22 protein-coding genes and 1 tRNA gene are annotated in these 26,449 nt (G+C 44.7%); 7 read left to right on the top strand and 16 right to left on the bottom strand.

The features are described from left to right. The 4 genes from AACR09_RS03515 to fabB all read right to left on the bottom strand — a co-directional run. Positions 1 to 3,191 (bottom strand): FimV/HubP family polar landmark protein (locus tag AACR09_RS03515; protein ID WP_322621721.1); only part of this gene is annotated, 3,191 nt, incomplete at its 3' end. 207 nt (positions 3,192 to 3,398) lie between these two features. Next, positions 3,399 to 4,412 carry an aspartate-semialdehyde dehydrogenase gene (locus AACR09_RS03510; RefSeq protein WP_004734159.1) on the bottom strand — a complete coding sequence of 338 codons (1,014 nt, stop codon included), beginning with the start codon at positions 4,410 to 4,412 and terminating at the stop codon, positions 3,399 to 3,401. A gap of 12 nt (positions 4,413 to 4,424) precedes the next feature. Further along, positions 4,425 to 5,558: a 4-phosphoerythronate dehydrogenase gene (locus AACR09_RS03505; protein WP_193836015.1), complete on the bottom strand. Its 1,134-nt coding sequence runs from the start codon at positions 5,556 to 5,558 to the stop codon at positions 4,425 to 4,427. Positions 5,559 to 6,045: 487 nt separating this feature from the next. Beyond that, positions 6,046 to 7,257 carry a beta-ketoacyl-ACP synthase I gene (gene fabB / locus AACR09_RS03500; RefSeq protein WP_010436883.1) on the bottom strand — a complete coding sequence of 404 codons (1,212 nt, stop codon included), beginning with the start codon at positions 7,255 to 7,257 and terminating at the stop codon, positions 6,046 to 6,048. Positions 7,258 to 7,313: 56 nt separating this feature from the next. Here fabB and mnmC point away from each other — a divergent pair, with 56 nt between their 5' ends. After that, positions 7,314 to 9,461, top strand: coding sequence for a bifunctional tRNA (5-methylaminomethyl-2-thiouridine)(34)-methyltransferase MnmD/FAD-dependent 5-carboxymethylaminomethyl-2-thiouridine(34) oxidoreductase MnmC (gene mnmC / locus AACR09_RS03495; protein WP_193836014.1), 2,148 nt, complete (start codon positions 7,314 to 7,316; stop codon positions 9,459 to 9,461). A gap of 186 nt (positions 9,462 to 9,647) precedes the next feature. Here mnmC and AACR09_RS03490 read toward each other — a convergent pair whose 3' ends face one another. The 3 genes from AACR09_RS03490 to AACR09_RS03480 all read right to left on the bottom strand — a co-directional run bounded on the left by AACR09_RS03490 (position 9,648) and on the right by AACR09_RS03480 (position 11,161). Beyond that, positions 9,648 to 10,169 (bottom strand): NADPH-dependent FMN reductase, encoded by a 522-nt coding sequence (locus tag AACR09_RS03490; protein WP_193836013.1) that lies wholly within the window; start codon positions 10,167 to 10,169, stop codon positions 9,648 to 9,650. Between the two features lie 188 nt (positions 10,170 to 10,357). Beyond that, a complete protein-coding gene (locus tag AACR09_RS03485; protein WP_004734185.1) occupies positions 10,358 to 10,621 on the bottom strand; it encodes a YfcL family protein in 264 nt (87 codons plus the stop codon). Between the two features lie 9 nt (positions 10,622 to 10,630). After that, a complete protein-coding gene (locus AACR09_RS03480; protein ID WP_193836012.1) occupies positions 10,631 to 11,161 on the bottom strand; it encodes an elongation factor P hydroxylase in 531 nt (176 codons plus the stop codon). Positions 11,162 to 11,460: 299 nt separating this feature from the next. Between AACR09_RS03480 and AACR09_RS03475 the strand changes: the two genes are divergently transcribed. Beyond that, on the top strand, positions 11,461 to 12,084 hold the full coding sequence (locus AACR09_RS03475; protein WP_004734183.1) for a trimeric intracellular cation channel family protein: 624 nt from the start codon (positions 11,461 to 11,463) through the stop codon (positions 12,082 to 12,084). A gap of 114 nt (positions 12,085 to 12,198) precedes the next feature. Here the strand turns inward: AACR09_RS03475 and aroC are convergent, their stop codons facing one another. Next, complete coding sequence (gene aroC / locus AACR09_RS03470; protein WP_004734182.1) at positions 12,199 to 13,284, bottom strand: chorismate synthase; 1,086 nt, start codon at positions 13,282 to 13,284, stop codon at positions 12,199 to 12,201. Positions 13,285 to 13,581: 297 nt separating this feature from the next. Here aroC and AACR09_RS03465 point away from each other — a divergent pair, with 297 nt between their 5' ends. After that, the gene (locus AACR09_RS03465; RefSeq protein WP_017056436.1) at positions 13,582 to 14,085 is read left to right on the top strand and encodes a GNAT family N-acetyltransferase; all 504 of its coding nucleotides are present in this window, start codon (positions 13,582 to 13,584) and stop codon (positions 14,083 to 14,085) included. A gap of 113 nt (positions 14,086 to 14,198) precedes the next feature. Here AACR09_RS03465 and AACR09_RS03460 read toward each other — a convergent pair. Next, positions 14,199 to 14,275, bottom strand: a tRNA-Arg gene (locus tag AACR09_RS03460). A 210-nt stretch (positions 14,276 to 14,485) separates the two neighbouring features. On the opposite strand from AACR09_RS03460, the gene folD reads away from it, so the two are divergent. After that, positions 14,486 to 15,343 (top strand): bifunctional methylenetetrahydrofolate dehydrogenase/methenyltetrahydrofolate cyclohydrolase FolD, encoded by an 858-nt coding sequence (gene folD / locus AACR09_RS03455; protein WP_004734180.1) that lies wholly within the window; start codon positions 14,486 to 14,488, stop codon positions 15,341 to 15,343. 170 nt (positions 15,344 to 15,513) lie between these two features. Here the strand turns inward: folD and AACR09_RS03450 are convergent, their stop codons facing one another. The 5 genes from AACR09_RS03450 to AACR09_RS03430 all read right to left on the bottom strand — a co-directional run bounded on the left by AACR09_RS03450 (position 15,514) and on the right by AACR09_RS03430 (position 21,359). Further along, on the bottom strand, positions 15,514 to 17,328 hold the full coding sequence (locus AACR09_RS03450) for a cation:proton antiporter (protein ID WP_102490515.1): 1,815 nt from the start codon (positions 17,326 to 17,328) through the stop codon (positions 15,514 to 15,516). A gap of 215 nt (positions 17,329 to 17,543) precedes the next feature. Further along, complete coding sequence (locus AACR09_RS03445) at positions 17,544 to 18,743, bottom strand: NupC/NupG family nucleoside CNT transporter (protein WP_004734178.1); 1,200 nt, start codon at positions 18,741 to 18,743, stop codon at positions 17,544 to 17,546. Positions 18,744 to 18,948: 205 nt separating this feature from the next. Next, entirely contained in the window at positions 18,949 to 19,869 is a 921-nt protein-coding gene (locus tag AACR09_RS03440) for a LysR family transcriptional regulator (protein WP_004734177.1), read from the bottom strand. 170 nt (positions 19,870 to 20,039) lie between these two features. Beyond that, positions 20,040 to 21,038, bottom strand: coding sequence for a lytic murein transglycosylase (locus AACR09_RS03435; protein ID WP_017079489.1), 999 nt, complete (start codon positions 21,036 to 21,038; stop codon positions 20,040 to 20,042). A gap of 30 nt (positions 21,039 to 21,068) precedes the next feature. Then, positions 21,069 to 21,359, bottom strand: a complete 291-nt coding sequence (locus AACR09_RS03430; RefSeq protein ID WP_017084079.1) for a YcgL domain-containing protein — start codon at positions 21,357 to 21,359, stop codon at positions 21,069 to 21,071. 221 nt (positions 21,360 to 21,580) lie between these two features. On the opposite strand from AACR09_RS03430, the gene minC reads away from it, so the two are divergent. The 3 genes from minC to minE are packed head-to-tail and all read left to right on the top strand — an operon-like array spanning position 21,581 to position 23,347. Beyond that, positions 21,581 to 22,243, top strand: coding sequence for a septum site-determining protein MinC (gene minC / locus AACR09_RS03425; RefSeq protein ID WP_017084080.1), 663 nt, complete (start codon positions 21,581 to 21,583; stop codon positions 22,241 to 22,243). A 21-nt stretch (positions 22,244 to 22,264) separates the two neighbouring features. Continuing rightward, the gene (gene minD / locus AACR09_RS03420; protein ID WP_009848498.1) at positions 22,265 to 23,077 is read left to right on the top strand and encodes a septum site-determining protein MinD; all 813 of its coding nucleotides are present in this window, start codon (positions 22,265 to 22,267) and stop codon (positions 23,075 to 23,077) included. A 6-nt stretch (positions 23,078 to 23,083) separates the two neighbouring features. Next, positions 23,084 to 23,347, top strand: a complete 264-nt coding sequence (gene minE, locus AACR09_RS03415) for a cell division topological specificity factor MinE (RefSeq protein WP_010436847.1) — start codon at positions 23,084 to 23,086, stop codon at positions 23,345 to 23,347. A 113-nt stretch (positions 23,348 to 23,460) separates the two neighbouring features. Here minE and rnd read toward each other — a convergent pair whose 3' ends face one another. Both rnd and fadD read right to left on the bottom strand, forming a co-directional pair. Beyond that, positions 23,461 to 24,579, bottom strand: coding sequence for a ribonuclease D (gene rnd / locus AACR09_RS03410; protein ID WP_032500282.1), 1,119 nt, complete (start codon positions 24,577 to 24,579; stop codon positions 23,461 to 23,463). 142 nt (positions 24,580 to 24,721) lie between these two features. Then, entirely contained in the window at positions 24,722 to 26,416 is a 1,695-nt protein-coding gene (gene fadD, locus AACR09_RS03405; RefSeq protein WP_004734190.1) for a long-chain-fatty-acid--CoA ligase FadD, read from the bottom strand. Between the last annotated feature and the right edge of the window lie 33 nt (positions 26,417 to 26,449).

Here is a 26,449-nt window from a genome sequence, read left to right as displayed (position 1 = left end):
ACTGGCTCTGGCTCTGGCTCTGGCTCTGGCTCTGGCTCTGGCTCTGGCTCTGGCTCTGGCTCTGGCTCTGGCAAGGATTCAACGATATTTTCAAGTTCATCGCTACCTTGAATTTTCGGTTCAAAGTCAAAATCAGAGTCTATATTCGCAGGAGATTCAACATCATCAATGGCTTCGGCTAACCAATCTTCTACCGTTTCTTCATCGTCTTCAGAGATATCATTGAAAGACGACGGCGAAGCTTGATCTTCAGTACTCGCAGCGATGTCTTCACGCTGATGTTGTACGTCGGCTTCTTTCGGTTCTAATTCTTGTTGCTCAGTGTCTTCTTGAGTCGGCTCTTCAAACACTGGTTTGTCAAAGTCAGAATTCTCAGAGAGCAACGAGTCGATATCCAGTTCGTCATCTTTAACAGACGACACCGCTTCTTCTGGTGATAGTTCATGGCTATCAGAAAGAGACGTTTGTTCTGGTTCCAAAGCACTTTCGATTGATGCTTCAGCTAGCTCTTCAGTAGCTTGCAACGAATCGCTGTCATCCGAAGTCATCAACTCATCAATCAATGCTTCATCTGTTGTTTCTAGTGCGTCATCAAGCAACGCATCCGTTGCAGGCGCTACACCAAACAAGTCATCGATAAAGTCATCACGATTAAAGGCTTCATCATTTTCTGGCTTAACATCAGCACCGTCTTGAATCAGTTCTGAATCTAATGAAGTATCACCAACAAGTTCAGGTTGTGGTGTTTCAGTAATGTCCGTTATTTGCTCAGGCTCGACTTCAGAAGGCTCTGACGTTAATTGAGTATGTTCAACATCTGAATCCTTGATAAGGTCGTCGCTGGCTTTGTCAGAACCAAAGGCAGCATCTAGCTCTTTATCAAACGTCTGCTCTTCTGATTCAAGCTCGTCTTCAATACCACTTGTCAGTAAATCATCAAACGGGTCTAAAGATTCAGATTTTGGTGAATCGGCTTGGTCCGCTGAAAGCGCATCATCCGATAGTTCACTATCAAGGAAATCATCCAGTAAGTCGGTGCTCTCTGCATCGAGTTCGAAATCATCATCAGAATCTCCGATTAATTCATCCAGAGTTTCCGTGCTGTCTTCTGCAATGTTTAGCTCATCATCAGTCGATAAACCAGAAAGCTCTTCAAGTTCGGATAAGGCATCAAAACCTAAAGGCTCACTTTCAGGCTCATCATCCGATTCATCGCCCAGCATTTCATCAAGGAGTTCGGTCGAGTTGCTTAGGTCAACGTCATCCCCTTCCAACTGCTCATCAAGTAGATCAACGCTGTCTTGAGTCTCTTCATCAACGATTGGCTTATCAAACTGAGACAGGATGTTTTCGATATCATCATCGGACGCCAAACCATTGTTTAGGTTCGTCGCTATTTCATCGTCGCTATCGAGGTTGAAAGGATCATTCGCTTGCTCGTTCTGAGCGGCAACCTGAGCAAAGATGTCATCAATATCATCCTCTACACTAGGAGCTGCGGATTGAGTGGTCTGTTGTTCAGAGATCAGAGCATCAATATCAAAATCGTCATTGCTTATGTCCGAAGGCGTAGCATCGCTTTGTTGTTCTGAGATAAGCGCATCGATATCAAAATCATCGGTTATTGATGTGTCGGCACTAGAAGTAGAATCACTTTGCTCTTCCGAAATCAAAGCATCGATGTCGAAGCTATCATCATCTTCGTCATCAAGAGAAAACAGGTCATCTAATAGTGACTGGTCTAATTCGTTAGAGCCTAAATCTTCAGTCTCGGATTCTTTAGATAGCAGTGCTTCAATGTCATCAGCAGACATTGCGTTATCATCTGAGAGGTCAAAATCGACTTCATCTGTATCAAGTGCGCTTTCTGCGCTTTTATCGAGCGCGCGCTCCATCTCTTCAAGACCAAGCGCTTTCTCTTCACCATTAACACTGATGCCGTTGCTGCTGTCCAAGTCCAGATCATCAAAGTTAGTATCTAAATCACCATTTTCGCCAATGCTCGCAAATGGGTCATCATCTTCACCGTCGAGATTGAAATCGAGATCAGATTCATCCAATCCTGCAAATACATCATCTTCTTCAGCAAGAGCTTGGTCGTCAAACAACTTATTGGCATCGTCTTCAGTGCCAAACAGGTCATCGTCTAAAGACAGCTCATTAAGGTCGTCCATCTCGTCGCCCAATGTAATAGGCGCGACGCTGCTTGGTTCAGTTTGAATCGGTTGTTCTTGAGTGTTTTGCTGTTGTTCTTCATTTTTAGAACGACGACCTATCAGCATCACGATGATCAAACCAAGTAGAAGACCCGGAATAATCGCAAGAGCCGCAACTAACCAACCATTAGATAACAGTTCATCCATGGCACTTGGTGCCATTTTTTCAATTTCGGCGTTCTTTCTACGCTCTTCATCAAGCAGCTTTTCCACTTCGCTACGAATGCGGTCTTCATCACTGAGCTCTGTTTTTAGCTCATCCACTTCCAATTGAACATTCGACAGCATCAAACGAAGTTGATGGTTTTTTTCTTCGAGTGACAGTAACTCAGTTTCTGAAAGCTCTAACTGCTTCTCAAGGTGGTTCATTTCCTTGGCACCGGTTAGCGGCTTGTTATTCACTATCTCTTGATTACCAATTATCGATTTATCGACAACTTTAGGTTCGCTAACCTTAGCTTTGGATTGTGCATTTTTAGGGGCTACATCTGGTCGACTTGACGCTTGCGCTACTTTAGGTTTTGAAGCGGTAGGCTTTGTCGCAGGAGCATCAAGCTTAGCAAGGTGCGAGTTCATGATGTTGATAGCTTGCTGCGTCGAACTTGCACGTGCTTGCTCTAAAGAAGGCACACGTAAATTACTGGCAGGCAGCAGGCTATGGATATTCTGATTTTCAAACGCTTGTGGGTTTAAGCGATAAATCGCCAACAATGTTTGTTGGACTGAAACAGAGTTATCAGGGCGTAACCTTGAAGCAATAGACCATAGCGTTTCTGAGCCACGGGTTGGACCATAGAAACGTGAAGGCTCAGCGCTATTCAATTGCGCTCTTTGAAGAGGTTCTGAAAACGTAGGCGCTGATTGTATCTGGCCATTAGGCCCTACAACTCGAATGGAATCTGCACGAACAACGGAAATCTGAGTCGCAATGATAAAGGCAAAAGGCATTAACCACGGCTTGAAAAATTGAAACATAAAAGGCTCAGCTAGGTGCTTAAATTCGGAAAAGTGATGATCTATTAAATATATCGGATAAATGACGTAAAACTATAGAGATGAAAACAAAAAATGTGTTGCAGCAACAATATTCGCAGCAATTTCACACAATTTGACTAACAATATTTTCAATCGATTAAAAAAGCCCCACTAAAGAGTGAGGCTTGATAATCAAAGCAATGAAGCTTAGAAGTAATCGCGAATCAGAACTTCAGCGATTTGAACTGCGTTTGTCGCTGCGCCTTTACGAACGTTATCAGCGACTACCCACATGTTCACGCCGCTGTGATGGCTGATGTCGCTACGAATGCGACCAACCATTACGTGGTCCTTACCACCCGCATCACGAACTTGAGTTGGGAAGTCTAGAGCTTGGAATACTTCAACGCCTTCCGTGTTCTCTAGAAGCTGAATAACTTGCTCTGCGCCGATTGGAGCGCGAGTTTCAACATGTAGAGATTCAGCGTGGCCGTAGAACACAGGAACACGAACACAAGTCGGGTTCACCGTGATTGACGAATCAGCAAAGATTTTCTGAGTTTCCCAAACCATCTTCATTTCTTCACGTGTGTAGCCGTTCTCTGTAAATTCATCAATCTGAGGAATACAGTTGAACGCGATCTGCTGTGAGAATGCTGACTTGTCAGCTGGCATGCCGTTAAGAAGCTTAGCGGTTTGGCCTGCTAGCTCATCGATACCCGGCTTACCTGCACCAGACACAGATTGGTAAGTAGAAACGTTAATACGCTCAAGACCTACTTCATCGTGAATAGGTTTAAGTGCTACTACCATCTGAATAGTAGAACAGTTAGGGTTCGCGATGATGTTGCGGTTACGGAACTCAGCAATCGCTTCAGGGTTCACTTCTGGCACAACCAGAGGAACATCGTATTCATAACGGAAACGTGATGTGTTATCGATAACAACCACACCTTCGTCAGCGGCGATTGGAGCCCAACGTTCTGAAAGCTCGCTACCTGCAGAGAAAAACGCAATATGTACTTGAGACCAATCGAAGTCTTCTACGTTTTGTACTTGTATTGTTTTGCCGTTAAAACGGGAAGTTTTGCCTTCACTACGTTCACTTGCTAGTAAGTGCATTTCACCGACAGGGAATTTACGCTCTTTAAGTACTTCAAGAATGGTTTCACCAACCGCACCAGTCGCACCTAAAATAGCAATATTAAATTCTTGGCTCATTGTTTCTCTCTTTTATAAAGTTGGCTTTACCATAAAACCGAGTTTAGATAACGGCGTTAAATTACAAGATTCATCGCCCGTTAACTCGACTGCACTGTACTCTCTACGGTCCCAATATTCTTTACGCATCTTGTCAAAAGAACCCGGCGTAGAGATATTGCGACGGAATAAGGCGTCGTCTTTGCGCACATCATAGATCAACTGAGTCAAATTGTGCAGTGTTGCTTCATCCCAAGCTCTATCTAATTTCATTTGAGGCACTGGCGCTGTCGGCAGAAGATCGCTTGCATAAGCACGCTGTTCAGTACCTAAAAACTCACAATAACTGTTGAAGATCATCGTGGTACCACGTGCTTTACCCTCTAAACCGTAGCCCGCTACGTGAGGAGTTGCAAAAGCAAGCAGTGGAAGTAACTCAAAATCGACTTCAGGTTCAAACTCAAACACATCAAGAACGGCAGTAAAACCATCGGCTTTTTGCAAGCGAGCTTTTAACGCTTGGTTATCAACAACTGGGCCACGAGCTGCATTAATCAAAATTTGATCAGCACGTAAGTTGTTCAGCACTTGCTCATTGATCAAGTGATGTGTTGGGAACTCACCCGTTTTAGTAATTGGTGTATGTAGAGTGATCACGTCCGATTGCTCAAGCAGTGTCTCTAATTCAGTAAACTCACGAGTATCACCCTCTTGTTGTTTTAGAGGATCGTTCAGCAGAACTTTGATACCAATACCTTCAAGGCACTTCGCTAAGTAGCTACCTACCTGACCACAACCGATAATACCGACTGTTTTATCGAATACAGAGAAGCCTTGTTGCTGCGCAAGTACCATCATTGCGCTGAAAGCATACTCAGCGACACCCACCTTGTTACAGCCAGGCGCCGCAGTAAAGAAAATGTCACGCTCTTTCATCAATGCTTGGTCGACATGGTCCATACCTGCCGTCGCAGTGCCGACAAACTTCAGCTTATGGGCTTTGCTAATCAATGACTCATTCACCTTGGTGACAGAGCGAATCATCAATGCGTCTACGTCAACTAGGTCGTCAGCCGTTAATGTGCGACCAGACTTCATTGTCACTTCCCCTAGCTGGCTAAATAGCGCTTCAGCATAAGGCATATTTTCGTCGATTAAGATTTTCATTTGGCGAGTACTTTAGTTGGGGTCTATCGACCTAAATGTGAATTGAAATGATTGTGCAAAATTCCACACTCGGTGTCGAGTAGCAAATGGAATACATTATATATAAAGGGCTACGTTGGCATTTATCACACCATATCCCAAAACCGAATCAACACTGAAGATTGTGTAGCCCAGAAACGAAAAATGCCCGATTGAATAAACAATCGGGCAAACATCCAGAACAAAAGGATCCTATCTCGCTCTCCAGGAGACAGAGTCTTGCGTCTGTTCAACCAGTACTAACCAAAGTCACTACTGGTCAAGCTCTGGAAACCTTTTAATTTCTAAACCCAGATTTAAAAAGTCATGTTCAAAAAAACACGTATAAAACCTACATTTAAAAAGCTTTGTTCTGTTGGTCATAGTTAGTGGGCAACCTATGCGTTTTGAGTCTGCACTCACGTCACCCATTAACGATTAACCTTTATTAATTTAACCTTAGCTTCAATTAGCCTTGGTATTTTTTGATTACTAGCGTTGCGTTCGTACCGCCGAAACCAAAGCTGTTAGACATAACCGTTGTTAGCTCTTGTTCACGAGCTTCCGTTACGATGTCTAGGCCTGCGCCCGCTTCGTCTAGGTTTGCAACGTTAATGCTTGGTGCGATGAAGCCGTTATCAAGCATTAGCGTTGAGTAAATTGCTTCGTGTACACCAGCCGCACCTAGAGCGTGACCTGTCATCGCTTTAGTTGCTGAGATTGCAGGGCTGTTGCCGCCAAAGACTTCTTGGATTGCGCCAAGTTCTTTAACGTCACCAACAGGAGTTGAAGTACCGTGAGTGTTCACGTAGTCAACGCCATCAACGTTTTGCATTGCCATCTTCATACAACGAACCGCGCCTTCACCAGAAGGAGCAACCATGTCGTAGCCATCTGAAGTTGCGCCGTAACCCACGATCTCGCCGTAAATTTTTGCGCCACGAGCAACAGCGTGCTCAAGTTCTTCGATAACTAGCATGCCGCCGCCACCAGAGATAACGAAACCGTCACGGTCAGCATCGTAGGTACGAGAAGCAAGTTCTGGAGTGTCGTTGTACTTAGTAGAAAGTGCGCCCATTGCGTCGAACATCATAGTCAGAGACCAATCCAGCTCTTCACCGCCACCAGCGAATACAACGTCTTGTTTACCCAGTTGGATAAGCTCCATTGCGTGACCAATACAGTGTGCAGATGTCGCACATGCAGAACTCATAGAGTAGTTCACGCCACGGATTTTGAATGGTGTAGCAAGACAAGCAGAAACCGTAGAAGCCATTGTACGTGGCACCATGTATGGACCAACGCGCTTAACGCCTTTTTCACGGATGATGTCTACAGCGTTAACTTGGTTTAGAGATGAAGCACCACCTGAACCCGCTACGATACCCGTGCGGTCATTAGATACTTGATCTTCAGTTAAACCAGAATCAGCAATTGCTTGCTCCATTGAAAGATAAGCGAATGCCGCTGCATCACCCATAAAGCGCATTTTTTTGCGATCGATATGGTCAGCAGGGTTCATTTTTAGGTTACCCCAAACTTGAGAGCGCAAGCCATTTTCCTTGAACTGCTCTGAAGCGGTAATACCAGATTTACCCTCTTTCAGTGATGCTAAAACTTCTTCGACGTTGTTACCGATACTTGAAACAATACCCATACCGGTGATTACGACTCGTTTCATGTGACATTCCTATAATTCTAAATTCAGCTAGATGATAACTAAGAAGCCTAACAAAAGTGGTCAGCTTTCCTAGAAATTCGTACAATCCCTACCAACATATCGCTTCAAATCACAAAATGATAGATTTTATGACTTCAATTACTAATGCAGAACTGGAATGGAATGAGTCTGGCACGCCAGTTTCAGACCAATTTGACGACGTTTACTTCTCTAATGTTAACGGTTTAGAAGAAACTCGCTACGTCTTTTTAAAACAAAACCACCTTCCAGAGCGTTGGCTTGAACATCAACAACGCCGTTTTGTGATAGCTGAAACCGGTTTTGGTACAGGTTTGAACTTTCTCGCAGTCTGGCAATGGTTCGATGCTTTTATTAAAGATAACCCACAAGCGATGACCAAAGAGTTACATTTCATCAGTTTTGAAAAATATCCTCTCAATAAAGAGGATCTCATCAAAGCGCACCAATCGTGGCCAGAATTAGCGGAGTATGCGACACAACTCCAAGAACACTACCCTATCGCCCTGCCTGAATGTCACCGCATTGTGCTCGGTGATGGTGCGATCACGCTTGATTTGTGGTTTGGTGATATTAAAGATTGTATGCCAAACGTGCCGACCCCGCATGAAGGTTTGGTCGATGCATGGTTCTTAGACGGTTTTGCGCCAAGTAAGAACCCAGAGATGTGGAATCAAAACCTATTCAACGGCATGGCTAAACTGGCAAAACAAGATTGTAGCTGCGCCACTTTCACCGCCGCTGGTTTTGTTCGCCGTGGTTTAATCGAAGCTGGCTTTGCGATGAAAAAAGTCAAAGGCTTTGGTACTAAGCGAGAAATGATTGCAGGCCGACTTGGCGAAAAGCACGCTCACACCAATATCAAACCTTGGTATGGCCTCGCTCAACACAATGATTCACAAGATATCGCCATTATCGGTGGTGGTGTTGCCAGCGCTGCGCTTGCCAAAACGTTAAGCCGACGTGGTAAAAACATCACCCTTTATTGTGAACACCAACAAGCTGCGGGTAATGCCTCTGGCAATAATCAAGGTGCGATTTACCCGTTATTGAGTGAAGCGACATCGAACGTGTCTCGCGTGTTTGGCCCAGGGTTACTGTTTGCTCGTCAATTTATTAATCAAGCGGCTCAGTCTGTTCAATTTGATCACAGCTGGTGTGGCGTGAACATTTTGATGTGGGATGAAGGCTCCACTAAAAAACTCAACCGCATGTTGGAAGGCAATTTTCACACAGACTTGATTCAGCGCTTAACGCCAGAGCAAGCCAACGAAAAGATTGGTTTACCGGTCGATAAAGAGAGTGTTTACTTCCCACTGGGTGGGTGGCTAAGCCCTCTTCAGCTTACTCAAGGTTTGATTGGTAAGTTAGAAGAGAGCTACCAAGTGAGCGCACACTATCAACATCAAGTAACGCAACTTGAGTGGCTCGAAGTTGAACAACAATGGTTGCTGACGATTGAGACTCCTCAAGGTGAAATTCAAACCAAGCACGATCAAGTGGTTGTCGCGAATGGACACAAGTTCACCCAATTTGAACAAACTCGCCCCGTACCTCTGACGCCAGTTAAAGGGCAAGTGAGTCATATACCGACTACAGAGAATCTCAGCCAGTTAAAAACGGTATTGTGCTTTGATGGCTACCTGACGCCACAAAACCCAAATAATGGTCACCACTGTATTGGAGCGAATTACGATAAAACCAATATCGACCAAGAATTTGATATTGAGGTTCAACAACATAATGGCGAGCGCTTACACGGGTCGCTACCAGAACAAGCGTGGACCAAAGATGTCGATACCAGTGGCAACTTAGCACGCCAAGGTATCCGCAGCGTGAGTCGAGATCACCTACCATTCGTCGGTAATGTTGGCGATTTTGAATCCATCAAAGAGCAATATCAGAATCTGCACAACTTTAATCCTCAGCGTGATGCTATCGACAGTATCGAACCTGTTAGCAGCTATCCGAACTTGTTCTGCTTTATCGGTTTAGGTTCGCGTGGTTTGAGCTCGACCCCTCTTTTAGCTGAAGTTTTAGCCTCACAAATTTGTGGCGATCCTCTACCTCTTCCGGTTGATGTGCTCGAAGCCATTCATCCAAGTCGAATGTGGATTAGAAGATTACGCAAAGGCAAAGCGTTAACAGAAGGCTGGGTTTCAACAAAACAAGCCAGTGCGGAATAATCGATTCTAGACTAGGTCTAAATATTCAAATAAGTGTTAGGACGACCCAAACAAAAAGCCCGAGCATCTCTTAATGCTCGGGCTTTGTTTTTCTAATCTTGTCTACGTCGCTGCTTCTTACTTTTCAGTGGCTCGTAACTTTACATCAGCTTGCTACTTTGCAGCTATTCGCTTTACTTTCCGCTTTTACAGCTTAGCAATCGCGTCTTTAATCTGAGCGGCAATCTCTTCGTTGCTAATTGAACCCGACTCAAAATCAAAGTTATCGTAGAAGCTAGGCACTGAAAGTGACGCTTTAACGTTACCGCCAAAAAATGGTGCTGAACCTGTTGCTGCGCCAAGTACCGTCTGTGCACCACCCGGGCCCGGAGATGTCGCTAAGTAAACCGCAGGCTTCTCGCCAAATACTGAACGCTCAATGCGTGTCGCCCAGTCAAATAGGTTTTTGTACGCTGCAGGATAGTGACCGTTGTGTTCTGCAAACGAGATAACGAATGCATCGGCTTCAGCTAGGTCACGTAAAAATGCTTGAGCGCCTTCCGCTTGGCCAATCTCTTTTTCAGTGTCTTCACTGAACATAGGCACGTTGTAATCGGCGATGTTTAGGACTTTTACTTCAGCACCTTCAATCAAGTTTGCTGCGTAAGTTGCTAGTGCTTTATTGATAGAGGTAGAGCTTGTGCTTGCGCCAAATGCGATAACTTTCATGATGTGACCTTTTCTATAGTTCCGTTAAGTGGGATTAGAATAACGTAGTCAGGAAATGGAACCATCACAAGAAATGAACGGACTCATTCAAAAATTTCGAATGAGTCTCAAATTATTGGTTCGCTCAAAAATGAGGAGGAAGAGTAATGAGCGAATTACGGTAGACGAATAGCGCTAGACGAATAAAATTAAGCTTGGTTTTGCAGCTCAACCCAAAGGTCATTAACGATCGTGCGATCGGCTGGCGTCAATTCAGAACGCGCGTCTTCTAGGCTCTTCTCAATACGCAATTTAACTTCTGCTACGTCTTCAATGCCGTCTTCTTCACATGAAGCCACTGAAAGAGAAATATGACCACGTAAGTAACCACCAGCAAACAGTTCATCGTCTGATGCGTTTTCAATGCGAGCATCAATTACTTCAAGTAGTTTTTCTTCAAATTCGATAATCATAATATTCTCTTATTTCACAATAAATTGGCTAGTACATAAAGGTGCAACATCATAGAAACTGCGTAATGCTTCAGAGAGCATTTTCACTCGAGTCGGAAGACCAGCTTCAAAGATACCCATGACTTCGCTGTGTACTTTATTCATAAAGGCCAAACGATCTGGCTCAAAATCGCCGTGTAGATTGTCACAGCTGACATTAAAAGGAAAGCCTGCACTGGTCGCAATGATCCATTCATACGCTTGTGGGCGAATTTCTACTTTTTCAAACTCAGCTTGAACCGACTCAGTTCGGCCATCAGGCTCATACCAGTAACCAAAATCTTCCAATAAACGACGCTCAGGACCAGCCACACACCAGTGTGCTATCTCGTGAAGTGCTGACGCGTAAAAGCCGCGAGCAAATACGATACGGTGATGAGAAACCTCCCCATCGGCTGGCAGGTAAATAGGCTCGTCCGCTCCCAGTTCTAGCTTGGTATTGAAGCTATCGAAAAAGGTTTGATTGAAAATGTCGATGATATCTGGGTATTGGTGCGTCATAAGATCAAATTTAAATAAAAAGAACTGGGGCATTTTGCGTTTTTTTAAGCGCTCGGTAAAGCCCTATCACTGGCAATGACATTAGGTTCATCATAATACTTTACGATGACAATCGATTGCTGATCCCAGATTACACCATTTTGAGGTGAATGATTAGTTTAGCTAATCTGAAATGCCTATTCACGGTACAAATATTCATTCGTCAATCAGCGTTTTTACTACTACACTCGCGCTTCATTTTTATATCCCTATGGCCTATAAGACTCCAATTTATAGACCTAAATTATAGAGCTACAGCAATGCTACTAAGTGTTTTGTATATCATTGGCATCACGGCAGAAGCCATGACCGGCGCTCTCAGTGCCGGCAAACAAAAAATGGATTGGTTTGGTGTAATGTTGGTTGCAAGTGCAACGGCAATTGGCGGCGGTACAGTACGAGATATCTTACTCGGCCATTACCCTTTAGGTTGGGTTGAAAACCCACAATATCTGGCGATCACCTGTATCGCGGGTGTTATCACAACAGGACTGGCTAAATGGGTAATCAAGCTAAAAGGCTTGTTCATTCGTTTGGATGCTCTAGGTCTTATCGTGTTCAGTATCATTGGCACTAAAGTCGCGATGACCATGGGTCTGCACCCAATGATCTGTATGGTGTCTGCATTGGTCACTGGTGTGTTCGGTGGCCTGTTGCGCGATCTTATCTGCCGTCAAACACCATTGGTTCTGCATGAAGAGCTGTATGCATCTGTCGCACTTGTCGCTTCAGGTTTATACCTAGGTTTGCTTGAGCTTGGCATTAACGACGTAACCGCAACGATTGTTACGCTTGTGGTTGGTTACTTGCTGCGTATGGCGGCCGTACGATTCAAATGGCGCTTGCCTTCATTCCAGCTTGATCCGGAAAGCTCTGTGCATTAGATAATATATTCTCAATTACGCAGAATATAAAAAGGGTTGCTTCATTACGAAGCAACCCTTTTTTTGTTTTTATCAAATCAGTTTCAAATCTGTTCTGAATAAAACGAAGCAGAACTAGATTTTTGGCGTTTCTGTTGTCACACCAAAGTTTTGACCACGGTGACGTAGCAAGTGATCAAGCAGCACGATAGCCAGCATCGCTTCAGCAATAGGCACCGCACGGATACCCACACATGGATCGTGACGACCTTTAGTGATTAACTGCGTTGCTTCACCGTCTTTAGTGATCGTGTCACCAGGAACGGTAATGCTTGATGTTGGTTTAAGCGCAATGCTTGCCACAATATCTTGGCCAGTAGAAATACCGCCTAAGATACCGCCAGCATGGTTGCTGCTGAAGCCTTCTGGAGTTAATGGATCACGATGTTCACTACCGCGTTGATTAACGACATCAAAGCCATCACCAATCTCAACACCTTTCACCGCATTGATGCTCATTAGAGCGTGCGCGATGTCTGCATCTAGACGATCAAAGATTGGCTCACCAAGGCCTACAGGCACTTTAGTCGCAACCACTTGAATCTTCGCACCGATCGAGTTGCCCTCTTTTAGCAAATCACGAATCAGTTGGTCAAACTCAGGCACTTTGTCGGCGTCTGGGCAGAAAAACGCGTTGTTTTCGATCTCATTCCAATCCACTTTATCAATTGAGATATCACCCATTTGAGAAAGGTAAGCTTGGATTTCAACACCAAATTCTTGTTTCAGGTATTTCTTCGCAATTGCACCTGCCGCAACACGCATTGCAGTTTCACGAGCTGAAGAACGACCACCACCACGGTAATCACGCACACCGTACTTTTGATGGTACGTATAGTCAGCGTGTCCAGGGCGGAACTTGTCTTTAATTTCGGAATAGTCTTTAGAGCGTTGGTCTGTATTTTCAATCAATAGACCAATAGAAGTGCCCGTAGTTTGGCCTTCAAATACACCTGATAAGATTTTCACTTCATCCGCTTCACGGCGAGCCGTTGTATAACGAGAAGTACCAGGGCGACGACGATCCAAATCTCTTTGAAGGTCTGCTTCGGTAATTTCTAATCCTGGTGGGCACCCATCTACGATACATCCTAGTGCGATACCGTGACTTTCTCCGAACGTGGTCACGCGGAAATGTTGTCCGATACTGTTTCCTGCCATTACTTCCTCTAAATCAGCCATCACTCAGAAGGTTTGATTCCTAAACCGACTGGCTAATAGCTTTACTTGTCTATTCTTCGTGAATTCATAGTGGCTTTATTACTAAATGATGTAAACCCCAAAAAACGAACAATTTTAACTTTCTATTACATAAGCCGAATGAAATGAATAATGAGGGAAAATGAGTGGCGCTTTAAAGTGGTGATTTTGAATAGTTTCATGGCCAGTTAACAAAGGTTAATGAACTCGGTTTGAATACTCTCTATGTTGTAGCCCAAAATAATAAGGAGAAAAGTGATGATCGAGTGGAGAGTTAAAAAATTTGCGGAGCTGTCTGTTCAAGAGCTCTATGATTTCTTACAGCAAAGAGTCGATATTTTTATCGTGGATATGAACACTCCCTATAGTGATCTAGACGGCAAAGATAATCATCCAGAGACCTATCACATCATGGGTTATGAGAACGGACACCTAGTGGCTTACAGTCGAATTATGGCTCAGAAGCTTGGATACCCCGTAGATGTTCTCCCTCTGCTCGATTCTGATGCAGATGATGTTTGTATCGGGCGAGTGATCGTAGCGAAAGAATGCCGAGGTAAACAGATAGGTAACCAGCTCATGCAAGTGAGTTTTGATACCACTCGGAAGATTTACCCTGATTGCTCAATTTTTATTTCGGCACAAGCTCACCTTAAAGACTATTATGGTAAGTTCGGTTTCGACGTAGTGACCGATCGTTACTTGGAAGATGGATGCAGTATGCTAGGCCTTAGATATACCCCACAGCTCGTTGCCGTTTAGCAAAAACTGAAATACAAAGGCATCTAAAGACACAACATAATATTGAAATATTAAGTCGTTCCGAAATGCAAAAAACCCGACAGCTCAGGGAGTTATCGGGTTTCTTTAAATAGTGGTACGCCCTGAAGGATTCGAACCTTCGACCACCTCCTTAGAAGGGAGGTGCTCTATCCAGCTGAGCTAAGGGCGCGCTACAGGAAAGGATTATACGAATTCGAATCAGTAAAGCAACGGCTTTATCTAACATTCTGATCCAAGTGAGTAAAAAAAGGGCAATAAGATTATAAGTGTTGGAAAATAGAACAAAGCAAACGTTTGCTTGATGGTAATCAAAAAGATTTTCTGGAATAATGCGCCAAAACATCAGCCACTAACTTGAATATCAATACTAAGGAAATTCATGACTGCTCAAAATATTGATGGAAAGCTAATTTCTCAAACGGTTCGCTCTGAAGTAGCGGCACGTGTAAAAGCTCGTACTCAAGCTGGATTGCGTGCCCCGGGCCTAGCGGTTGTTTTAGTGGGTGAAGACCCGGCATCTCAGGTTTACGTTGGCAGTAAACGCAAAGCGTGTGAAGAAGTTGGTTTCGTCTCGAAATCTTTTGATTTACCAGCAACTGCCACTGAACATGAATTGCTAACGCTAGTCGATCAACTCAACGAAGACCCAGAGATTGATGGCATTCTAGTTCAACTGCCTTTGCCTGCTGGTATCGATACTACTCACGTTCTTGAGCGTATCACACCTGAAAAAGACGTTGATGGCTTCCACCCATACAACGTAGGCCGTTTGGCTCAGCGTATGCCTAAGCTACGCTCTTGTACGCCTAAAGGCATCATCACGCTGCTTGACCGTTACAACATCGATTTACGCGGCAAGCACGCGGTTGTTGTCGGCGCATCAAACATCGTTGGTCGCCCAATGACTCTAGAACTGCTTCTAGCAGGTTGTACGACAACAACATGCCACCGCTTCACCAAAGACCTTGAAGGTCACGTACGTCAAGCAGACGTTGTTGTGGTTGCCGTTGGTAAGCCTAACTTCATTCCTGGTGCTTGGATTAAGAAAGGTGCTGTTGTGGTCGATGTTGGTATCAACCGTTTGGAATCTGGCAAGCTCGTTGGCGACGTTGAATACGATGTGGCTAAAGAGAGCGCAAGCTTCATCACACCAGTTCCGGGTGGTGTAGGTCCAATGACAGTGGCAAGCCTAATCGAAAATACTATGATCGCTTGTGAGCAATTTCACTCGAAATAGTCGGCAATGACAGCTTAGGTAGTAATACCAGTGGCATGAATTGCCTCGCCCTAGAGTAAAATAAGCTAGGGCAAAATTAAAAAGCCGCAGCGTGAAGACGTTGCGGCTTTTTTGATACTGAGCGATTCGTTTTTGATACAAAGCGACTCGCTTTAAATACAGAGCACTCGCTACTTATCCGGAGTATCGATACCTTCAATCTCTTCCGAAGGCGGCAATAAACTAATAACCTGGCACTCCGTTGATATGAGTTTTTCCAAATCAGAACCTTGCGTCACTAAGCGGAAATCACCGCCAGTAATCACACCCAATGGAATCGCTTTAGGATACAGCGCGTTAAACTCATTAAGGTCAAATGCTTCGGTCAAACCCGTGCTCTTAATTTGGCTGCCTTGAGCCATCAAGGAGTTAAGTTTGGAATAGGTAACCCCTTCTGAAAACAGGCTTCTATTACCATCGCGGCTCACCTGATGCCTCTCATGTTTATTTTCTGATGATTCAAGTTCAAACACCTTATTCTCACCAAACTCATCTTGATAGTGCATACTGACTAATGGGTTGGTTTGACGGTAAGGCGAAACGATCATGGCACGCCCTATCCCGTCCAATTCCAGATTATTTTCAGCATGGTTCGAAGCTGGATTACCGAAATAGACATTCAAGTTGTCCATGCGCGCTAAGCGAATGCTCTCCCAGTTGGTATCAGCAAGTACACTGTTGATGTTGTGTGTCGCCAGCACTTTGGCAAACTGACGTGAAAAATGAGTCGCACCAAAGAAAATAACCCCTTGTGCCTTCTCTTGAGTCACACCCAGCCTTCTAGCCCACCAACTCGCGGTTAGGCTTTGAATCACAACCGTACCGATGATGACCAAGAAAACCATTGGCACCAGTAGGTCAGCCCCTTCGATTAATTGCTTCTCTTGAAGCTTGATTGCAAATAGAGAAGAGACTGCAGCAGCAACGATCCCGCGAGGTGCCATCCAGCTCAAAAACCATTTATCTGCTGAAGTAAGATCCGTGCCGATCCCGCTGATCCACACACTCAGAGGACGAGCCACCAGCATGACGACCGCTAATAAGCCAATACCGCCCCAACCTATCGAGAGGAAAGTCCCAGAATCGAGTCGACTCGCCAGTAAGATAAACAAGGCGGAAATGAGTAACACGGTTAGGGTCTCTTTGAACTCAATAATGTCTTCAAGATCCAAGCCTTTCACGTTGGCGAGCCAGATACCCATGATGGTCACGGTTAATAAACCGGACTCTTCACTCAGATCATTTGAGAAAGAGAACGCCGCCAGCATTAATGTCAGAACCGCCACGTTACGCAAATAGTGCGGAACCCAATGCCCTTGCAGCATCTTGGCAATCAAATAGCCACCGATGATCCCTAAGCCCAAACCAATGGCTAAAGTTAGCCCCAACGCCGACAGAACATGGCTTGTAGGATCGGCTGAAGAGACAATGTATTCGTAAACGAGAACGGCAAACAGAGCGCCAATCGGGTCAATCACTATCCCTTCCCAGCGCAAGATACTGCCTAGCGAAGATTTGGGTTGAATGCTGCGCAGCATGGGAACAATCACCGTTGGGCCAGTCACCACGACTAATGCAGCAAACAGCGCCGCCAATGGCCAACTGAAATCGACAAAATAATAAGCCCCCACCACGATGCACGCCCATGTAATCAACATGCCGAAACTCACTAAGTGAGTCACCATGCGGCCATGGCCTCTGATTTCTTTGAAATTAAGAGTCAATGCACCTTCAAACAGAATGATGGCGACCCCTAATGAAATCAACGGGAACAGTACATCACCAAAAATGGCATCAGGATTAAGGATGTTTAGACCGGGACCTAACAGCAGGCCAACGATAAGCAAAGGAAGAATAGCGGGAAGACGCAAACGCCAACCAAGTAGCTGGCAAGCCAAGGACAAGAGTCCAATTAACGCCAAAGAAGAAGTGATCGACAAATCCATTTGTGCCCCTAAACATTTGTACCACACCCTGTGGTACAAACTTATTCACTGAAATAAGAAAGCCTACGTTCTTACACTATAGGCTCTCTTTATCATACTAAGCGAATATTATTGTGGTTAATCAGTCACTTTACTATAGGGAGAGCAAAGCCACGATTAGCTAACTAGGTGATTATGGCCGAGTTAGAAAGTGCTTATAAGTCACCAATGATTACTTATAGAGAAAGCACCACGCCCGCAATCGCTGCGCTCATTAGGTTGGCAAGCACACCCGCACAAATTGCTTTAAAGCCGTATTGTGAGATGAAAGAACGACGCTCTGGAACCAAGCTGCCCAAACCGCCAATCAGAATTGCCATCGTAGAGATGTTTGCAAAACCGCATAGCGCGAAAGTAACGATCGCTTTTGAGTGCTCACTCAGTGCGTCTTTTACGTCCATTAACTGGATGAAAGCCACAAACTCGTTCACAACGATCTTGTTACCGATCAGCGAGCCAGCAACCACAGCCTCAGACCACGGCACACCGATCAGCCATGCAACGGGTGCGAACACATAACCTAGGATAAGTTCGAAGCTTAGGTTTACGCCAAACCAGCCACCAACAATACCTAACAAGCCATTCAGCATGGCAATCACACTGATAAAGGCCAGAAGTGTCGCGCCCACAGCAACGGCAATACGAAGTCCAGACATAGCCCCATCTGCCATTGCCTCAACGACGTTTGTTGCTCGTGGAATTTCAACGTCAGACTCAATATTTTCTTGAGCCTCATCTGCGCTGCCAGGTACCAAAATCTTGGCCATCAATAGACCAGCAGGTGCCGACATAAACGCTGCAGCGATAAGGTAATTCAAATCAACACCAAGCGATGCATAACCCACTAACGTACCACCAGCAACAGAAGCTAAACCACACACCATTACGGCAAACAGCTGTGAATCCGTCATGTGCTTCAAGTAAGGTTTAACCACCAATGGCGCTTCGATCATGCCAACAAAAATATTCGCAGTAGCAGACAGTGACTCCGCACGACCTGTACCTAAGAACTTTTGCAAAGCCCCACCGATTAGGTTGATCACCTTTGGCATAAAGCCGATGTGATACAAACCTGAAATCAATGCAGAGAAAAAGATAATGATGCCGAGAACGTTAATAGCGAAAACAAATCCGTTATTCGTTAGGCCACCAAATAGGAAGTTAATCCCCTCTTGACCGTAGTTGATCAAGCTAGACACTGCACCAGTGGCTGCATTCAGCACTTCTTTACCCATTGGCACATACAGAACCAGTAGGGCGAATGAGATTTGCAGTAAGAAAGCCAAAGAGACGGTTCTTAGCGGGATATTTTTTCTGTCCGTAGATAGTAACCAAGCGGTTACTAAAATAGTGATAATTCCAAGTAGGGAAGCCATGTGCGTCAACCTAAAAGTTGTAGGTAGGAAAGGCGACGCATTCTATAGAGGAAATCGTTTGCGGCAAGTTGAGGTTGTTAATGTGATGTTGGTTGAATCGCTCTTTAATAGCCTCTTCAACTAAGCCATTGAATTTTAATAATTAACTTTGATTAAAAAACACACTTTTTCCATATGGAAATTATATTTATAGATTGGGAAACAGTTAGCGGTGCAGTTCAACGCAGGTTTTGAGGTTTTTGTCCCAATAAGTCGGCGATCCGATATGATCTTTGATGAACTCAATCACTGCTGAAAGCTTCTTCGGCATGTTCTTTCGGCTCGGATACACGGCATAAAATGGCATCAGCTGACTTGCTCGCCATTCCGGTAAAACTTGGATGAGCTTGCCCGTTCTAAACTCTTCTTTGACTAAGTAAGTCGCTAGGTAAGCAACGCCCCAACCTGATACTGCCGCGTCTCGTACCGCTTCAGCCAAATCCACCGAGTAATCGCCCGCCACTTTAACACTGAGATTTTCTTGGCCATTATCAAATGCCCATGAAGTGTAATCACGTTCACGGCTGCGGTAGATGAGGCAGTTATGGTCAATTAGATCAGATGGCACGTGTGGAGTCCCTGCCTTAATCAGATAATCCGGTGATGCGGCTACCACAAACTGGCTGTCGGCTAGGCGCTGCGCAATGTAACCTTCAGGTAAGTCTTCATTGTTAGTGATCCAGAGATCCAAACGCTCCTCAATCATGTCCACTTTGTAATCGAACAAATGCACTTCAATTCTCAGCTGAGGGTAAAGCTGTCTAAGCTGGTCAATCGCTGGAATGATATGCAGTGTGCCAAATGACTGAGACAAGCCTATACGGAATATTCCAGAAATGTCGTCACGCTGGCTATCCATGTCCATTTGAGCCGCTTTCACCGTATTGAATAGCTGCTCACAATGCTGATAGAACACTTCTCCAGCTTCGGTTAACGTAAGGCTGCGTGTGGTTCTTTGTACTAACTTGATACCTATCGAATCCTCAAGCAAAGCAATTTGTTTACTGATGTGAGATACCGACACATTCAAGCTTTTTGCTGCACTGGTAAAGCCTTCATGCTTGATTAACGCATGGAATATCACCATCTGTGCGGCTCTATCTGTTAGCACAAAACCACCTTCTTAAATCTCTGAAATATAAAATAAAAAGGACTCCGAAGAGTCCTTTAATCTGTTCTGCCTATAGTAGGCTAAATGCTATTCAAAGCGACCTAGTTCTATTAATCAGATTAAGTCTATTAATCAAATTAGGTCAATTAATCAAACTTAATTCTATCGGCTAGGTGGCTGACAGCCAAAGCAAAGTAGTAAGAACGATTCCACTTCATTAACACATTGTAGTTATTGTAAATGAGGTACGAACGGCCAGTTTCATCGTCTGGCATAATTAGCCAAGCTTTAATATCTTCATCAAGCGTTGGTAATGGGCGATCGTCATAACGCTTAATACCGAGTTCAGACCACTCTTTTAGGTATTTCGCTTTGTCTTCGTCTCGACCTTGCATCTCAATAGACACGGTTGATGGAACGTGAACCTGACGCCCCCAAGTATATTTGTCATCCCAACCCGATTGGCTGAGATAATTAGCCGCCGAAGCAAACACGTCTTCTTCAGTACCCCAAATATCTTTCTTGCCATCACCACTGCCATCAGCGGCGTAAGCTAAGAATGAGCTAGGCATAAACTGAGGTTGCCCCATCGCGCCAGCCCAAGAGCCTTTCATCTCTTTTGGTGCAATATGGCCTTGATCAAGAATCTTCAATGCCGCCATCGCTTCGCTACGGAAGAAGGCTTCTCTGCGACCTTCATAAGCCATGGTTGTTAGAGCGTCAATAACACTGTAATTCCCCGTGAACTTACCAAAATTACTCTCTACACCCCACAGAGCGACAATGAATCTTGGTTGAACACCATATTCATCACCAATACGCTTTAACGCTGTGTAGTGTTTCTTATAGAGTGATCTCGCCTGCTTCACTTTCCAGTCAGGAACCGCACGTGGAATGTATTCATCCAGAGTCAGTTTCTTTTCAGGTTGGTTTTTGTCGGCTTTTACCGCTCTTGGCTTAAACGTCACACCATCAAAAGCTTCATCAATGATCGCTTCAGAAATACCTTCTTCACGACCTTGTTGCTTTAGTTTTTCTACATATTGCTCAAAGCTAAGCTCTTCAGCTTGAACTGAGCCAATGGTCAGGCTATTACCCAATAGTAATGCCGACACAGCCAATATGGTTTTCGAAAATTTACTCAACGATCACTCCTCCTTGAATTGAGGTGGCTATCACTCTTCGTCTTGACCTTTTTTTTGAGCTTTACGCTCTTTATGAAGCTCAAGTTCGTTAACTGGTGGCGGCGGAACCTGCAAAAAGAAACCATCGGTGTTCAGTGATTCTCTCACTTTATCGATGTTCACTTGAGCCAGTTTACGGCCGTCCATTTTAATTACCATTACAAAACTAGGTTTACCAAACATTTGCATCAATGCGTCAGGAACTTGTGAAAAATCATCCTTCTTAGGGATATAAAGGTATGTTCCTTCTTTCTTTGAACTTTTATATATAGAACACAGCATGACAAACCTTTTTTAAATGTTTATGACTACAAAACTCTCACTTGCGAGATCAATAGTTTATGTTAGGGAAATATTGGGAACAAAACGTTCATTTGACAACAAGATTACTTGCTGTGCTTGGTTTGGGAATATAACATGATAAACCTAGTTTCAGGCAATGCCCTTTATTTTATTGATAAAGAAATTGTACCAATCCGCTATTGAGGTCCTGTAGTTTTTCGATGTCTAGTAACCCAGATCTAAAAGGTAGCAGTTTCACGCTATCTGTTTTGCACTTATCCGATGATCAAGTCGAAAATGCAGTGTCTTTTCTTCAAGAGAAGGTAGACCAGGCACCCACTTTTTTCGCAGCTGCGCCTGTTGTTATCAACATTAGCAAAGTCGCAGGCGATATAGATTTCGTGCAACTGAAAAATGGTATATCTCAAGCGGGCATGATCCCGGTTGGTGTGGCTGGCTGTTCAGATAAACGCATGCAAAACCTAGCCAGAGATGCAGGTTTTGCCGTGATGACAGCAAGTAAATCTCCCTCTCAAGCTCCGGCGAAGATGGCCCCGATAAAGGTGGTGAGAACCCCGATACGTTCTGGTCAGCAGGTGTATGCCAAAGACGGTGATTTGCTGATTCTTAGCCACGTAAGCGCGGGCGCAGAAGTGATTGCCGATGGCAGCATCCATATTCATGGCACTTTACGTGGCCGTGCGATTGCAGGTGCAAGTGGTCAAACTGAAGCAAAAATAATTTGTAATGATTTACAAGCCGAGCTGGTTTCCATTGCAGGAAATTACTGGCTCAGCGATCAAATTGAAAGCGAGTACTGGCAGAAGAAAACCATGTTCAGTATGGCAAACGATGTATTACACGTTGATGTCCTCGCAATATAAGAGAAATAAAAGGAAAACAGAATGGCACGCATTATCGTTGTAACGTCGGGTAAAGGCGGGGTAGGCAAAACGACCTCCAGTGCAGCTATTGCCTCGGGTCTGGCTTTAAAAGGGAAAAAAACCGCAGTCATCGACTTTGATATTGGTCTGCGTAACCTAGATTTAATCATGGGTTGTGAGCGTCGTGTTGTGTACGACTTCGTTAATGTTATCAATGGTGAAGCGACGCTGAACCAAGCGATGATCAAAGACAAGCGTACAGAAAACCTGTTCATTCTTCCTGCTTCTCAAACTCGTGATAAAGACGCACTAACAAAAGATGGCGTTCGTCGTGTGTTTGATGAATTGGATGAAATGGGCTTTGATTTCATCATCTGTGATTCTCCTGCGGGTATCGAGCAAGGCGCTCTGATGGCGTTGTATTTCGCTGATGAAGCGATTGTGACAACTAACCCTGAAGTCTCTTCTGTACGCGACTCAGACCGTATTCTAGGTATTCTTGACTCTAAATCTCGTCGTTCAGAAGACGGCTTAGAGCCAGTGAAAACACACCTTCTACTGACTCGCTACAATCCAGCACGCGTAACTCAAGGTGAGATGCTCAGTGTGGAAGACGTTGAAGAAATCCTGCACATCTCTCTACTGGGCGTGATTCCAGAGAGCCAGGCAGTACTGAACGCATCGAACAAGGGTGTGCCAGTTATCTTTGACGAAGCAACCGACGCAGGTATGGCTTACAATGATACTGTAGAGCGACTACTGGGTAGCCAAGTGGACTTCCGTTTCTTAACGGAACAGAAGAAAGGCATCTTCAAAAGACTGTTCGGGGGCTAATACGCAATGTCATTATTAGAGTTTTTCAGACCACAAAAAAAGACAACCGCAAACCTAGCCAAAGAGCGTTTGCAGATCATTGTTGCTGAGCGACGCAGCCATGACGACCCAGCGCCGTCTTACTTGCCGCAACTGAAAGAAGACATCTTGAAATGTATTGCGAAGTACGTTGAAGTCGATCCATCAATGGTTGATCTGACTTTCGAACACAAAGATGACGACATCTCCGTATTAGAGCTGAACGTTAAGCTTCCAGAAGAAGATCGATAACTAGAGCCTGAGCTGTGCTTATCAATACTCAATAAAAAAGAGAGCCTAGGCTCTCTTTTTTGTGTCTGAAACTTTTATCTCTAAAGCATTCGTTGCTTACTACAAAACTAAAGTTACTTGATTGCTTTATTTAGCTTCTCGCCAACGACATCTAGACGCCAACCTTGCATTACATCAGGCAGCTTCTCTGGATTACGATCGTACTTCCAAATCCAGCTTAACACTTGATTAAGTTGCTTCTTCGATGCCAAAAACTCAGTCGCTAAACCACTGTGTTGCGATGCTGTTTTCACTTCATCTTTCAACACTTTGAAGAGTTGCTTGTAACCTGGGTAGTCCATTAGACGTTCTACTGGCGCTGGGTACTCTTCTTCTGGCGTATGCTCAGCCAATTTCACGATTGAGCTGATCTTCGCACCATGGCGACGTACAGAGCGGTAATCAAACCCTTCTTGCTCCATATGTTTAGGATCTTTCATCGCGAAACGCGCTACTGCCCATAAGTCTTGCTCTTTAAAGACAAAGTTCAACGCTAAATCACGCTTAATCGCTTCTTTTAAACGCCAAGTTGCTAGAGGTCTTAAAATAGCTAGCTGTTGAGGTTTTAGCTGCCACGCGCCTTTAATATCAAGGTAAGCGTTGTCTGGGTTTGCTTTACGGATGCGCTTAGCCACTTGTAAATCAGACTCTTGTTGCGCCGCTTCCCACCAGCCTGCTTCCATCACTTTTTCGAGAAGCTTGTTGTACATTGGCATCAAGTAGTGAACGTCTGCCGCTGCATAGTCGAGTTGCTTTTGAGAAAGCGGACGCGCTAGCCAGTCAGTTCGAGATTCACTCTTATCTAGGTCAACACCTACAAACTCAGAAACTAGAGCCGCAAAGCCAGTTGAAAGACCATGACCTAAGAAGGCTGCCATGATCTGCGTATCAACCATTGGTGTTGGCGTACAGCCAAATGCGTTCTGGAATACTTCTAGATCTTCGCCACACGCGTGCAACACTTTCAGTACTGAAGTGTCTTTCAACAGCCCAACAAACGGGGTCATTTCATCAAGAGCAATAGGATCAATCAGTGACAGCGTTTCACCATCAAATAACTGAATTAAGCCTAATTGAGGGTAATAGGTTCTTGTACGAACGAACTCTGTATCAAGCATAACAACATCGGCTTCACGTGCTTGTTGGCAAACTCGCTCAAGGTCTTTAACTTGGGTAATGATTTGATAATCCACAAAAACTCTCACTGATTTTACTTTGATCGCCGGATACAAAAATGCCGACATTAACTGTCGGCATTCTAACACCATTTTTCAGCGCTCGCTTAGATTAAGCGCCCGAATGGTTTCGGGGGCTAATTTCTCGCAAACCCGTGCATTACTCGCTTGCGCGTTTGGCAAGCTCTGCGTCGTTTTCTTCACGAAGCACTCGGCGCAAGATCTTACCTACATTGGTTTTTGGTAGTTCTTCACGGAACTCAATCAATTTAGGGATCTTGTAGCCAGTTAGGTGTTCACGGCAGTGCGCGATAATGTCTTCTTTGGTTAGGCTAGGGTCACGTTTCACCACGTAAATCTTAACCAGCTCACCAGACACCTCATGAGGTTGGCCGATAGCCGCAACTTCTAACACTTTGCCATGCAGAGCCACAACATCTTCAATCTCGTTCGGGTAAACGTTGAATCCTGACACAAGAATCATGTCTTTCTTACGGTCTACGATGTACAGCAAGCCTTCGTCATCAAACTTAACGATATCACCAGTCGATAACCAACCGTCTTGGTCGATCACTTCTTTGGTCGCTTCTGGACGCTGCCAGTAGCCTTGCATCACTTGAGGACCACGAACCTGCAATTCACCCACTTGGTCATTGCCAACCACTTTACCTTCATCATCAACAATACGAACTTCTGTTGAAGGTACTGGTAGGCCGATTGCACCTGTGTAGTCTTTCAGATCATATGGGTTACCCGTGACCAAAGGAGCACATTCGGTTAAACCATAGCCTTCAAGTAGGTGGACACCTGTCGCTTTCTTCCATTGCTCAGCAACAGCGCGTTGAACCGCCATACCACCGCCAACAGATAAACGCATGTTACTGAAGTCCAACTCGTGGAAATCTTCGTTATTCACGAGCGCATTGAACAAGGTGTTTACGCCAGTAATCGCGGTAAACGGAACCTTTTGCAGCTCTTTAATAAAGCCAGGAATGTCACGAGGGTTAGTAATCAGAAGGTTACGGCCACCCATCTCAACAAACAATAAGCAGTTCACGGTAAGAGCAAATACATGGTAAAGCGGCAATGCCGTTACCACCAATTCACGGCCTTCTTGCAGAACAGGGCTATATGCCCCTTTCGCTTGCAGTACGTTCGCAATCATATTGCGGTGCGTTAGGATTGCGCCTTTCGCTACGCCCGTTGTACCACCCGTGTACTGTAGAAATGCGATATCATCGCCCGCCATAAATGGCTTCACATACTGTAGGCGACGGCCTTTATGCAGTGCTTTTCGAAATGAGATAGCACCCGGCAGATCGTACTTAGGCACCATGCCTTTTACGTATTTCACTACGAAGTCGACAATCGTACCTTTTGCTCTTGGCAGCATTTGCCCAAGGCTGGTTAGTACAACGTGTTTAACCGGTGTTTTATCAACGACTTTTTCTAGCGTGCTCGCAAAGTTAGAAACGATAACAATCGCCTTTGCGCCAGAGTCATTCAATTGATGTTCAAGTTCACGAGGCGTGTACAGTGGGTTGACGTTCACTGCAATCATACCTGCACGCAGTACACCAAAGAGTGCAATTGGATATTGCAGCAGGTTTGGCATCATCAGCGCGACACGATCGCCTTTCTTCAGTTTTAGATCATTCTGCAGGTAAGCAGCAAAAGCACGACTGCGCTCTTCAAGCTTACGGAATGTCATGATAGACCCCATGTTCTCGAATGCTGGTTGGTCTGCGTACTTCTGTACTGACTGTTCGAACATTTCAATAAGAGATGGGTACTGATCTGGGTTGATCGTCTCAGGTACGTCACTTGGATAACGTGAAAGCCAAGGTTTGTCCACTATGTTACTCCTCGTTTATCAGCTGACGACTGC

Source organism: Vibrio sp. OPT20 (genome assembly GCF_963889365.1).
Lineage (GTDB): Bacteria > Pseudomonadota > Gammaproteobacteria > Enterobacterales > Vibrionaceae > Vibrio > Vibrio splendidus.
Note: the sequence above shows the minus strand (reverse complement) of the source record. Positions and strands in the feature narration are given on the sequence as shown.

Bases quoted from the DNA above. Each gene is read 5' to 3' on its own strand.
- AACR09_RS03485 (WP_004734185.1), bottom strand. From the start codon at position 10,621: ATGATTATCGAATTTGAAGAAAAACTACTTGAAGTAATTGATGCTCGC.
- minC (WP_017084080.1), top strand. From the start codon at position 21,581: ATGTCTAGTAACCCAGATCTAAAAGGTAGCAGTTTCACGCTATCTGTT.
- AACR09_RS03480 (WP_193836012.1), bottom strand. From the start codon at position 11,161: ATGACGCACCAATACCCAGATATCATCGACATTTTCAATCAAACCTTT.
- folD (WP_004734180.1), top strand. From the start codon at position 14,486: ATGACTGCTCAAAATATTGATGGAAAGCTAATTTCTCAAACGGTTCGC.
- AACR09_RS03510 (WP_004734159.1), bottom strand. From the start codon at position 4,412: ATGAGCCAAGAATTTAATATTGCTATTTTAGGTGCGACTGGTGCGGTT.
- aroC (WP_004734182.1), bottom strand. From the start codon at position 13,284: ATGGCAGGAAACAGTATCGGACAACATTTCCGCGTGACCACGTTCGGA.
- AACR09_RS03440 (WP_004734177.1), bottom strand. From the start codon at position 19,869: ATGGTGATATTCCATGCGTTAATCAAGCATGAAGGCTTTACCAGTGCA.
- fabB (WP_010436883.1), bottom strand. From the start codon at position 7,257: ATGAAACGAGTCGTAATCACCGGTATGGGTATTGTTTCAAGTATCGGT.
- AACR09_RS03505 (WP_193836015.1), bottom strand. From the start codon at position 5,558: ATGAAAATCTTAATCGACGAAAATATGCCTTATGCTGAAGCGCTATTT.
- AACR09_RS03450 (WP_102490515.1), bottom strand. From the start codon at position 17,328: ATGGATTTGTCGATCACTTCTTCTTTGGCGTTAATTGGACTCTTGTCC.
- AACR09_RS03465 (WP_017056436.1), top strand. From the start codon at position 13,582: ATGATCGAGTGGAGAGTTAAAAAATTTGCGGAGCTGTCTGTTCAAGAG.
- AACR09_RS03430 (WP_017084079.1), bottom strand. From the start codon at position 21,359: ATGCTGTGTTCTATATATAAAAGTTCAAAGAAAGAAGGAACATACCTT.
- AACR09_RS03475 (WP_004734183.1), top strand. From the start codon at position 11,461: ATGCTACTAAGTGTTTTGTATATCATTGGCATCACGGCAGAAGCCATG.
- AACR09_RS03445 (WP_004734178.1), bottom strand. From the start codon at position 18,743: ATGGCTTCCCTACTTGGAATTATCACTATTTTAGTAACCGCTTGGTTA.
- minE (WP_010436847.1), top strand. From the start codon at position 23,084: ATGTCATTATTAGAGTTTTTCAGACCACAAAAAAAGACAACCGCAAAC.
- minD (WP_009848498.1), top strand. From the start codon at position 22,265: ATGGCACGCATTATCGTTGTAACGTCGGGTAAAGGCGGGGTAGGCAAA.
- AACR09_RS03490 (WP_193836013.1), bottom strand. From the start codon at position 10,169: ATGAAAGTTATCGCATTTGGCGCAAGCACAAGCTCTACCTCTATCAAT.